The organism is Nocardia sp. NPDC058633, assembly GCF_042717045.1.
In the GTDB taxonomy this organism is placed as follows: Bacteria; Actinomycetota; Actinomycetes; order Mycobacteriales; family Mycobacteriaceae; genus Nocardia.
On sequence record NZ_JBHXRA010000026.1, the window covers coordinates 43,275 to 52,929 of the forward strand.

The 9,655-nt window shown below is 66.8% G+C and carries 10 protein-coding genes; 7 read left to right on the forward strand and 3 right to left on the reverse strand.

The genetic code is table 11. From position 1 onward, the window contains the following. Positions 1–144: 144 nt before the first annotated feature. The 6 genes from ACFWUR_RS27540 to ACFWUR_RS27565 all read left to right on the forward strand — a co-directional run bounded on the left by ACFWUR_RS27540 (position 145) and on the right by ACFWUR_RS27565 (position 4,396). A complete protein-coding gene (locus ACFWUR_RS27540; protein ID WP_378910670.1) occupies positions 145–771 on the forward strand; it encodes a tetratricopeptide repeat protein in 627 nt (208 codons plus the stop codon). 340 nt (positions 772–1,111) lie between these two features. Next, the gene (locus tag ACFWUR_RS27545; protein WP_378910672.1) at positions 1,112–1,459 is read left to right on the forward strand and encodes a hypothetical protein; all 348 of its coding nucleotides are present in this window, start codon (positions 1,112–1,114) and stop codon (positions 1,457–1,459) included. Further along, a complete protein-coding gene (locus tag ACFWUR_RS27550; protein WP_378910674.1) occupies positions 1,456–2,391 on the forward strand; it encodes a hypothetical protein in 936 nt (311 codons plus the stop codon). Before ACFWUR_RS27545 ends, ACFWUR_RS27550 begins: the two co-directional genes overlap by 4 nt. After that, the gene (locus ACFWUR_RS27555) at positions 2,388–2,891 is read left to right on the forward strand and encodes a roadblock/LC7 domain-containing protein (RefSeq protein ID WP_378910676.1); all 504 of its coding nucleotides are present in this window, start codon (positions 2,388–2,390) and stop codon (positions 2,889–2,891) included. The genes ACFWUR_RS27550 and ACFWUR_RS27555 overlap by 4 nt, the downstream gene beginning before the upstream one ends. A 10-nt stretch (positions 2,892–2,901) precedes the next feature. Continuing rightward, positions 2,902–3,273, forward strand: coding sequence for a hypothetical protein (locus tag ACFWUR_RS27560; protein ID WP_378910677.1), 372 nt, complete (start codon positions 2,902–2,904; stop codon positions 3,271–3,273). Positions 3,274–3,541: 268 nt separating this feature from the next. Further along, positions 3,542–4,396 (forward strand): cutinase family protein, encoded by an 855-nt coding sequence (locus tag ACFWUR_RS27565; protein WP_378910679.1) that lies wholly within the window; start codon positions 3,542–3,544, stop codon positions 4,394–4,396. Between the two features lie 77 nt (positions 4,397–4,473). Here the strand turns inward: ACFWUR_RS27565 and ACFWUR_RS27570 are convergent, their stop codons facing one another. From ACFWUR_RS27570 to lysX, 3 genes are all read right to left on the reverse strand, one after another. Next, a complete protein-coding gene (locus tag ACFWUR_RS27570) occupies positions 4,474–5,094 on the reverse strand; it encodes a histidine phosphatase family protein (RefSeq protein ID WP_378910681.1) in 621 nt (206 codons plus the stop codon). 141 nt (positions 5,095–5,235) lie between these two features. Continuing rightward, the gene (locus ACFWUR_RS27575; RefSeq protein ID WP_378910683.1) at positions 5,236–5,553 is read right to left on the reverse strand and encodes a hypothetical protein; all 318 of its coding nucleotides are present in this window, start codon (positions 5,551–5,553) and stop codon (positions 5,236–5,238) included. A 160-nt stretch (positions 5,554–5,713) separates the two neighbouring features. Next, complete coding sequence (gene lysX, locus ACFWUR_RS27580; RefSeq protein ID WP_378910686.1) at positions 5,714–8,992, reverse strand: bifunctional lysylphosphatidylglycerol synthetase/lysine--tRNA ligase LysX; 3,279 nt, start codon at positions 8,990–8,992, stop codon at positions 5,714–5,716. Between the two features lie 151 nt (positions 8,993–9,143). On the opposite strand from lysX, the gene ACFWUR_RS27585 reads away from it, so the two are divergent. Beyond that, positions 9,144–9,365, forward strand: coding sequence for an RNA-binding S4 domain-containing protein (locus ACFWUR_RS27585; RefSeq protein WP_378910684.1), 222 nt, complete (start codon positions 9,144–9,146; stop codon positions 9,363–9,365). The last annotated feature ends 290 nt before the right edge of the window (positions 9,366–9,655 follow it).

The following is a 9,655-nucleotide window of genomic DNA, read 5'->3' on the forward strand; positions in this document are numbered from 1 at the left end:
CGGATTAGCCGGGAATGTGCATAGGCCACTGAACTACTCGGTTGCCCGACGGGTTCGATGCGTGCGCAAACGACGTGGCCGATCTTCGGTGCAGCACATAGACTTTCCGTGTCGAGGTGTACGCCGAAGTTCCGAGGGGGAGCTGTGCCGTTGCCGCCGGAAGCGTTGGCGAACCTGCGCCGCGCCGCAGAGCGTGGTGACGGTACCGCCATGCACAATCTCGCTCACTTCTACCACGACCACAGCGATTTCGAGGCCGCGGAGTACTGGTTTCGGCGCGCCGCCGCCGCGGGGCACACACGCTCGATGAACAACCTCGCCGTTCTGCTCGATCAGTTCGGCGAACTCGACGAGGCCGAATCCTGGTACCGCCGTGCGGCGGCCGCGGGCAACTGCAACGCGATGTTCAATCTGGCCACCATGCTCTTCCAGTGTGGCGACCGCCGCGATGCCCAAACCTGGTACCACCACGCCGCGATGGCCGGCCATGTCGACGCCATGTTCAACCTCGCTCGGCTGCTGGAGGACCGGGACCGCCTCGACGACGCCGAAGCCTGGTACGGCGAGGCCGCCGATCACGGCGACATCGATGCCATCAACTGCCTCGGTATGCTGCTGCGCCGTCGCGGCGCCACCACCGAGGCGCGTCGCTGCTTCCGTCGTGCTGCCGACCTCGGCCACCCCCGAGCCATGGCCAACCTCGCCGCGCTCCTGGAGGCCCAAGGCGCTCACCGCGAAGCGGAGTCCTGGTACCGCCGCGCCGCGGGCTGATCGCATATTTCGAGCACATCGGTCGGGCAGCGGTGTGCCGTCGATTCGGCGAGGTCTGCGAAGAAGCTGATTCCGAAGTTCGCGCGAAGATCGCTGGCGGGCGAAATAGGGGAGTGATCACCGGTTATAGCGGTGGACAGCGAATCGGCATAGAAGTTACTGAAAAGTATTGATACCGAGCGGTTTTCCAGCAACCATCAGCAAACATATTGTGCGGCAGCAATTTTCCGGCGTTCGAGATGCGGAAGATAGCCGAGGGGTATAGCGTCTCGTTTCGATCAATAATCGATGACGGTTCGGGGGCTCGGTGAATTCTCTTGATGGGTGCCTGAAACGCATCATGGATATTCCCGGGGCGCGCAGTGCGACGCTGGTGGACGGGGCGAGCGGCTTGGCCGTCGCCGGCGCCGGCGAGCATCAGGGCGTCGACGAGCACGAAGACGCGGCGGGGACCACCGATGTGGTGCGGGCCGCGCTCGGGTGTCCGGCGTTGGGGAGTGCCGACGACGACCTCACCGAGATCGTGGTGTGCCGGACCAGGGGCTTTCACCTCCTACATCTGGTCGACGGTGATTTCGACGGCAGGTTGTTCATGCATGTCGTCTTCGACGGCGGTACCGGAAATCTCGGAATGGCCCGCTATCAGCTCAGGTCGGCGCTGGAAGAACTGACGGGCGGGAAACGATGAGCGTCGCGCTCGCCGACGCGTTGCATCGGCTCGGCGAAGAAGGTTCGACCGGTGTATTGCGCGCGGGCGACGGCGAATTCCATTTGGTGCGCGGCACTATCGCCTCGGTCGGTTGCGGGCGCACCATCGGACTCGACCGATTGGTGGTCGAAGCCGGGGTGGCCACGGCGGAAGATTGGCGCCGCGCCGGCGCCGGTGACCCGGGTCCGCTGCTGGACCAGCCGCAATTGGAAACCCTCGCGCTACTTTCGGTGTTCGACGCCGCCTACTTTCTGCTCGCTTCCGCCGAAGAACCGGAATTCCGCCCCACACCCGAACATTGGCTTGCTCCGGTCTGCCATATCGCTCCGCGCGCACTCGTCCACGAATGCGAACGCCGCAACGACGGCGACCGTGGCCCGTGGTCGGCCGACCACGTCACCGAGGTCGCGGTGGTTCCGGCGCGTCGCATCAAGCGAAATCAAGTGGTACTCACCGGAAGCCAGGCCGAGGTGCTCGCCGCCGCCGACACTCGTCGCAGCATCGCCGAGATCGCCCGCGATCTGGGCCGCACCACCTACGGCTGCCTCGTCGCCGTCCGCGAGTTGACCGCCGCGGGCCTGATCGAGACACCGGAACCCGCTGTCCCGGCCGAACAACCACAGCGTGGGCGCCACCTCGCCCTCGCGCCGGACCCGGCCGAGCACGCCATGTCGACAGTGTCGACACCACCCGTGCCCACCCTGCCCCGGCGCATTCCGGGCAGCGCGGGACCGACCCGACCCCTGGCGGGGCCGGGCGCACCACACGGCAGGCACGCGATCGACGAGGAAGCGACCGCGACCGCCCGCCACCGCGGAAACCTCTCCAGCGCGGCAGAACCCGAACGCTGGCGCCAGGTCGACCGCGAAACACTCATCCGGCTCAGGGCGGCGTTGGAGGAGCTTGCGTGACCGCGCGGAAGAAACTGCTCGGTGAATGGAGGGGAAGGTTGACGAAGGTGGCGATGACCGCGCCCGAACCCAGGGAGTCCGAATACAGAGCTCCCGAACACTATCCGGCCGTGCAGGCGGAACTGAAGTCGCTGCGTGAGCGGCTACCTCAGCTCACCGGGTCGCTGGTGGCCTCCAGCGACGGGCTGCTCATCGAACACGACCTGCCTGCCCATCTCGAACCCGCGGGCTTGGCCGCGCTGTCGGCCGCGCAGTTGTCGCTGTCGTATCGGCTGGCCAACACCGCGCACGGCGGCGGGTTCAGCGAGGTCGTCGTGCACGGCACCGAGGGGCAGGTGGTGATCTACGCCGCCGGCTACACCTCGCTGACCGTGCTCGCCGGACCCGAAGTGAATGTCGGTCGGCTCCATCTGGAGTCGCGACCGGTAGCTCGCGCCATCGCCGGCCATCTGGCGGCGGCGCATTCGCCTGGGAAAGACCAGGCGACGATCGACGAATGAAAGGCACGACATGTCGAATATGGATCTGGCTCTGAAGGACATGATGGTGATCGAGGGCGCGATCGGCGCCGCGATCGTCGACTACAGCAGCGGGATGGCGCTCGGAATGCTCAGCAGCACCAAGTCGCTGGACCTGCAGGTCGCCGCGGCGGGCAACACCGAGGTGGTGCGCGCGAAGATGCGCACCATCGAGCAGCTCGGCCTCAACGAGGAGATCGAGGACATCCTCATCACCCTGGGCACGCAGTACCACGTGATCCGTCCGATGACGGGGCGCAAGTCCAAAGGGCTGTTCCTCTACCTCGCCCTCGATCGCAGCCGGGCCAATCTGGCGCTGGGGCGGCACAAGCTCAAGGGCATCGAAGAAGACCTGGAGGTGTGAGTTTCGCGAACGGGGGGTGTGTCGGCGGTGACGTGCCGCCGACATTCCGTCACTGGAATGCGCGTTCTGCTCGATCTGTCGAGGTTGCCTGCCATAAAATCGAGAGGCCGTGTGGCACGGGACGGCTCGTACGCCTATTGTGATTCGCGGCGAGGTCCGGGGCCACAACGTCAGTAATCGGGGTTTGCTCTCACATCGACGAGCAAGGGTGAACTGGAGCGGTATGCAGTTGAAAAAGGTTGTCGCGGCTTTGGGAGCTTCCGCGGCAATGATGTCCGGAATTGTTGTCGGCAGCACGAGCGCCAACGCGGCGCCCGCCTGCCCGAGTCTGTATGTGGTCGCCATTCCCGGCACCTGGGAGACCGGCCACGAGAAGGCCCCCGGCCCCGGCATGCTCGCCGGCGTCACCAACGGCCTGCCGAGAAACACCGACGTCGACTACGTCACCTATGCCGCCACGGCGTTTCCCTGGGAGGGCGACGTCTACGGCAATTCCAAGAAGCAGGCCGTCGACTCCGCGCGCGGCCTGATCAGCGCGAAGCTGGCTTCCTGCGGCAACACCAGGGCCGCGATCGTCGGTTACAGCCAGGGTGCCGACGCCGCAGGCGATCTGGCCGCCGAGATCGGCACCGGCATCAGCCCGATTTCGCAGGACCGGATCGCCGCTGTCGGCCTCATCTCCGATCCCCGCCGTTCGCCGACCGATATTCAGATCGGCCCGGTCGCCCCCGGCGCCGGTGCCGGTGGCGCCCGCCCGGGCGGGTTCGGCTTCCTGAGCGACCGCACTCGCACCATCTGCGCGGTCGACGATCTGTACTGCGCTACCGCCACCGACGATTTCGTGACGCGGTTCGCGGGGTTCCTCGCACAGAGTTCGGATGCGAATCCGGCCAACCTGTGGCGCTACCAGCTCGAGGCCGGGGCGATCATGACCGACCTGATGTCGCACGGTGGGGTGCCCACGCTGGGGGCGCAGCTGACCGACGCCGCCAACCAGAAGCGTGCCAAGGACCTGGAGGAGTTCTACCGGTCGCAGGCGCACACGCTGTACGGCAGTTACTCGGTGGGTGGCGGACAGACCGCCATCACCTGGATGCACAACTGGATCGCTCAGGCTGTCTGAGCCGGTTCACCGGGCCCGGTATCGCTTCGGCGGTGCCGGGCCCTTTCTGTCGGTGGGTGCGGTAGCGGGCGGCCGACCTAGCGTGTGGATCGGGACAGGGACCTCGGCAGCAAGTTCCACACGTGGGCGTTTTCGTTGATGGTGGCCGCCGTGCGGGTGCCGGTGCGGGAGTACAGGATTCGAGTGACCGAGCAGTAGTCGATCGGAAAGGTGAGCGGGCGGGGCAGGCTGAGGATGTCGGCCAGCAGAACGTTGATCACGCCGCCGTGGGCGAAGGCTACGACGGTGTCGGTGGGTGCTGTTGTGGCGACGAGGTTCTCGACCGCGGCCAGGACTCGCGCGGTGAAGGCCGGTCCGTCGATCTGTTCGGGGAAATGGCCCGCTTTGATACGGGCGTAGGCGTCGGCGAATTCGGTTTTCGCGTCCTCGATGGGGATGTAGGCGGGCAGGTCGCGGTCGTACTCGGCGAGGTCGTCGACGATGTCGACCGGCAGGTCGCGCGCGGTCGCGGTGGGGAGTGCGGTGTCGCGGGCGCGGCGCTGCGGGCTGCTGACCACGCGGGCGATGTCGTGGGCGGCGAGCGCGGCGGGGACGCGGTCGGCTTGGCGTCCGCCGATCTCGGTGAGGCCGGGGTCGGCGGCGGTGGTGTCGCCGACTACGCGTTCGGGTTGGGCATGACGCACCAGTATCAGCTGCACGTCACACACTCTGCCGTATCGAGGTGTACGCGGGCTACGGACGGCCCCACGATGATCTTCTCGCGACCGTGGGCTTCCGAGGACCCGCGGAAATGCCTCGTCGTCCGACCGAGGGGTATCGCCGCGAGTCCTCCGGTCAGGTCAGGGCCGGCCGTAAGGCGGCTGGCCGTAAGGCGGCTGACCACCCTGCGGGCCGTTGAACGGCGGCTGACCGCCGTTGGAGGGCGGCTGGTCGTTCTTCTTCTTGTTCTTGAGCAGGTAGATGCCCCCGACGATGAGCACCACGACGACCAGGCAGCAGATGCCGCCGATGATCAAGAAGCTGCTGTTCTTCTTTTTCTTCTTCGCCGCGAGTTCCAGCGCGTTGTTCACCGCGTCCGAGCCCGCGAGGGTGTCGAAGCCGGCGGCGAACACGTGCGGATCGACGAGTGTGGCCGTGGTCAGCAAGTCCAGATACATGTGATCCCATCCCGATTTGTTGGTGGCCCGACATCCTCCCGGTGCCGGAACTCCGAGACTAGCGTTCTCGCTGCGGCTTTCGGCACGAAAGCCGCGCGCGTACCAGCGGAGCGGTTGTTGATCGCGCACACGCCGCGATTCGTGAACAGCTGTCCCGATGTCATCGAGGTTTCACCAGAGGGAAGGGCAGCGTCTCGCGGATGCTGCGTCCGGTGATCAACATGACCACCCGGTCCACCCCCATCCCGAGGCCACCGGTGGGCGGCATCGCGTGCTCGAGCGCCTGCAGGAAGTCCTCGTCGAGCTCCATCGCCTCCGGGTCGCCGCCCGCGGCCAGCATCGACTGTTCGGTGAGCCTGCGCCGCTGCTCCACCGGATCGGTGAGCTCGCTGTAGGCGGTGCCCAATTCGACGCCCCAGGCCACCAGATCCCAGCGCTCGGCCACCCCGGCGATGCTGCGGTGCGAGCGGGTGAGCGGGGAGACCGAGGTCGGGAAGTCCAGGTAGAAGGTGGGGTAGGTGGTCTGCGACTCCACCAGGTGCTCATACATCTCCAGCACCACTTGGCCCGCGTCCCAACCGTGTTGGTAGTTCACGCCCGCCTCGTCACACAGTTCGCGCAACCGCGTCAGCTCGGTGCGCGGGGTCACCTCGGTGCCGATCGCCTCCGACACCGCGCCGTGCACGGTCTTGACCTGCCACTCCCCGGAGATGTCGACGGTGTCGAAGCCGCCGTCGTCGTTGGGGCGCAATGCCACCTCGGCACCGTTGGCGGCCATCGCCGCGTGCTGGATCAACCGACGGCACAGGTGCATCATCTGCTGGTAATCGCTGTGCGCCTCATAGGCTTCCAGGATCGTGAACTCGGGATTGTGGCTGAAGTCCACGCCTTCGTTGCGGAAGGTCCGGCCGATCTCGAACACCTTCTCCATGCCGCCCACGCACAGCCGTTTGAGGTACAGCTCGGGGGCGATGCGCAGATACAGATCGAGGTCGTAGGCGTTGATGTGGGTGCGAAACGGCGTGGCGTTGGCACCGCCGTGCACCTGCTGCAGGATCGGCGTCTCCACCTCGAGAAAGCCCCAGACGAACAGCGAATCGCGCAGCGAATGCAGTACCGCGCTGCGCTTGGCCATCACCTCGCGAGTCTCGGGGTTGATCGCCATGTCCACATAGCGCTGCCGGACCTTGGCCTCGGAATCGGCCAGGCCACGCCACTTGTCGGGCAGCGGATGCAGGCACTTGCCGTTCATCCGCCAGTCCTGCGCGAGCAGCGACAGCTCACCGTTGCGGCTGGCGCCGATCTGCCCGCTCATCTCGATCAGATCACCCAGGTCGAAGAACTCGGTGAACTCGTTGCTGCGCTCGACCCCGACCCGATCGCGGTCGATCACCAACTGGATCTCGCCGCTCCAATCGCGCACCATCGCGAAGATCACCCCGCCGTAGTCGCGAATCCGCAAGAGCCTGCCCGCGATACGCACCGTCGTGCCCTTGGGGCAGCGCCGCGCTTCGGCGATGTTGTGGGTCGGCGGGTAGGCAGGCGGATAGGCGTCCACGCCGGAGGCGGTGAGGCGGTCGAGTTTGTCCAGACGCACCCGCACCTGCTCCGGCCTGCGCGGGCCCTGCTCGTCGTCGGTGCCCTCGGGTGCCTCGGGCGCACTGCCGTCGGCGTGCAGGCCGGTGACCGTCGCCGGGACAGCGGACTTCGTGCCCGTGTGCACGCCAGCGTCGGGTGCCTTGCCGATGCGCGGCAGGAACCCTTCGGCCAGCCCGCTCGCCGTGGCGACCCGCGGCAACTGCCTGCGTTCCTCGAACAGGAAGAACCGCGGCACCCAGCGCGGGTGATACTTCACATTCGACCGGTACAGCGCCTCGAGCTGCCACCAGCGGGAGAAGAACAGCAGCACCCCGCGCCACGCCCGCAGGATCGGCCCGGCGCCGATCCGGCCGCCCTCCTCGAACACCGAACGGAACACCGCGAAGTTCAGCGACACCTTGGTGACGCCGTACTGGTCGGAATTCAGGGCGAGCTGCGAGATCATCAGCTCCATCACGCCGTTCGGGCTCTGCGGGTCGCGGCGCATCAGTTCCAGCGAGACCCCGGTGCGTCCCCACGGGACCAGCGAGAGCATGCCGTGCACCCGGTCGTCGTGGTCCACCGCCTCGACCAGCAGGCAGTCACCGTCGAGTGAGTCGCCGAGACGGCCGAGCGCCATCGAGAAGCCGCGCTCGGTCTCGGTGTCGCGCCACGCGTCCGCGCGGGTGACGATTTCGGCGAACTCCGCGGCGGGGATGTCGCGGTGCCTGCGCACCCGTACCTCGAGGCCGTGCTTGCGCAACCGGTTCGCGGCCTGACGCACCTGCTTCATCTCCGGGCCCGCCAGCGAGAACGTGCGGGTATCGAGGATCGCCTCGTCGCCGAGGCGCAGCGCCGACAGTCCCGCCTTGCGGTAGGCGGTGGCACCGAGTTCGCTCGCCCCCATCACCGCGGGCTGCCAGCCGAACTGGTCGGCCAGCTCCAACCACGCCTGAATCGCTTGCGGCCACGCCTGTTTCGGTCCGATCGGATCGCCACTGGCCAGGCACACACCCAACTCGACGCGATAGGTGATCGCCGCCTTGCCGTTCGGCGCGAACACCACCGCCTTGTCGCGGCGGGTCGCGAAGTAGCCGAGCGAGTCCTCGACATCGCTGCCCGCCAACAGCCCACGGATCGCCGACTCGTCCAGGCCGGTCATCGCGTTGTCGGCGCGTTGCGAGCGCAGCAGCACGACCACCGCCGCCAGCAGTGCGATCGCGCCGAACAGACCCAGCAGGAAGTTCACCCAGGACCGCGGATGCCCGTCGAAATGCTCGTTGTTCACCAGCACGGCCGCGGTGACCCGATACACCGCCCACAGCGGCCGCTGGACGCCCGCGGGCAGCGAACCCGGGAAGAGCTCGACCAGGCCCCAGCCGAGCAGGCAGCCGAGCACCAGCCCGGACACCAGCACGCCGAGAGCTTTCCACAGCGCGCCGGGGCGAACCCGGGTGTAGAACTCCTTACGCGCGGCTATCAGGATCCCGATGACCACCACATGCGCGATGCAGGCGACCAGCGCGTCCACGTCGTCGTCGGCGAAGAAGTCCAGGATGTTCGCCACCGCGTACAGCAGCGAATACACCACCAGCAGCCACCAGGCGATCCGCTTACGGGCCGCGGTCGCCCCGGCGAGCAACCCGACGACCAACGCCCACACCAGGCTGGTGTCGGGGGCGTCGAAGTAGTAGGTGTCCACATAGTGCCGCGGCACCTGCGTGAGGCTGCGCAGGCTGGGCGAGAGGCTCCACAGGAACAACAACACCGCGAACACACCGAGAACCAACCCGGCGATGTGCGGTACCTCGGACAACCGGCCGTGCGCGCGATGGGGCACCGGCGTGCGGTCCTCGACGATGGGGTGCTGCTCGTCCTGTGTGGGAGTCACCGATCCAGTGTGCGTCCAATCGAGCCGGATCCGGGTGGCGGTGGCTGCGGCGTGTTCGTCACCGCGCACAACGCCGGGGGCGGTGGTGACCGGTTTCCGGTGACGAGGTAAGTATTAGCGCATGTCAGAACCAGTTGATGTGCCGATCGATGACGTTGTCATCCGGCTCGGGCAATTCCTGAAACTGGCCAACCTGATCGATTCGGGTTCCGAGGCCAAGTCGGTGATCGCGCAGGGGTTGGTGCGGGTCAACGATGAAGTGGAGTTGCGGCGCGGGAGGCAGTTGCAGATCGGGGATGTTGTTCTTCTTGCGGGGAACAAGGCTCGGGTGTCCGGGGACTAGTTCTGGGGGATGCTCGGGCACCGGTGACCAGTTCGTCGGCTGACTGGGCTTTGGGGACTGGTGTTCGGGGATGTTGTTGTGGGGGATGAGCTTTTATGGGGATGTGCGGGAAGCAGTCCCGGGGTTGAAGTAGTGCTGGTGGGGGGTTGCGGGATGACCTGGGTTCGGTAGTCCCAAGAGGTTTGACGCTGTGTTTTTGGCGCGCTGGCGCGCGCGTGTCCGCGGCCCCGAGGGGCCGCCGGTCAGCCGCCGTTGCTTGCTCCTTCGTCGCCTACGCAACGGCGGCTGAC